This is a genomic window from Intrasporangium oryzae NRRL B-24470 (assembly GCF_000576595.1).
Lineage (GTDB): Bacteria > Actinomycetota > Actinomycetes > Actinomycetales > Dermatophilaceae > Intrasporangium_C > Intrasporangium_C oryzae.
On the sequence record NZ_AWSA01000117.1, the window covers coordinates 1 to 807 of the forward strand.

General features: G+C 74.5%; 1 protein-coding gene. It reads right to left on the minus strand.

Annotated features, from left to right (window positions below; all coding sequences use genetic code 11):
• Positions 1–92: 92 nt before the first annotated feature.
• Positions 93–807: integrase core domain-containing protein (locus tag N865_RS23805; protein ID WP_157557831.1), on the minus strand; the 715-nt coding region annotated here is incomplete at its 5' end.

The following is an 807-nucleotide window of genomic DNA, read 5'->3' on the forward strand; positions in this document are numbered from 1 at the left end:
TGTGATGTCCCGAGACACCGTTGACAGGTGTCTCGGGACATCGTTGCATTCAGCGGCCCCTTGTCGGGAGGGTGGCGCGGTCCTCGCCGGGGTCAAGACCGGGGCCCTGCGGGTGGCCTGCGGCCAGTCTGGACCCCGGCTGCGGGCGGCGCCGGGTGCTGGCCGCGGGGGCCGGGTGGCCGGCCCCGGGGCTGGTAGTCCTTGTCGGGGTCCAGGGTCAGCTGACGCAGGAGCTCACCGGTCTCGAGGTCGACCACGCGCACGTAGCGGTCGGCGATCAGGGCCAGGACCCGCTTGCCGCGGTGGTCCCGGCCCAGGCCGACATGCCGCAGCCGGCCGTCGTAGCGCAGGGTGATCACCCCGCCGGTGTCGACCCGGTCGCGCCGGACCCGGTAGTGCCCGCTGAGGCGGGGGCCGGTGGGGTGGGCCTTGGGCCGGGCGAGGTAGGCCTGCGTGGGGGTGCGCCGGTCGATCGCCCGGTGCGGGCGCACCGTGTTGTAGTAGCGGCGGAACCGGTTCAGCTGCCGTTGCAGCTCGGCCAGCGTCGGCGCGGGTGGCTGGGCGGCCAGCCACTTCTTCTGGGTCTGGTGGAACCGCTCGACCTTCCCGCACGTCTGCGGGTGCCGCGGCCGGGAATGGTCCAGCCGGATCCCGAGCAGGTCCAGCTCGACCTCGAGCGCGACCCGCCCACCGCGGCGCGGTTTGCCGGTGAACACCGCGGCGTTGTCGGTCAGCACCCGCGCCGGCAGCCCGTGACGGGCAAAGGCGCGGCGGAAGCCGGCCAGCACGTCCTCGCCGCCGAAGCTC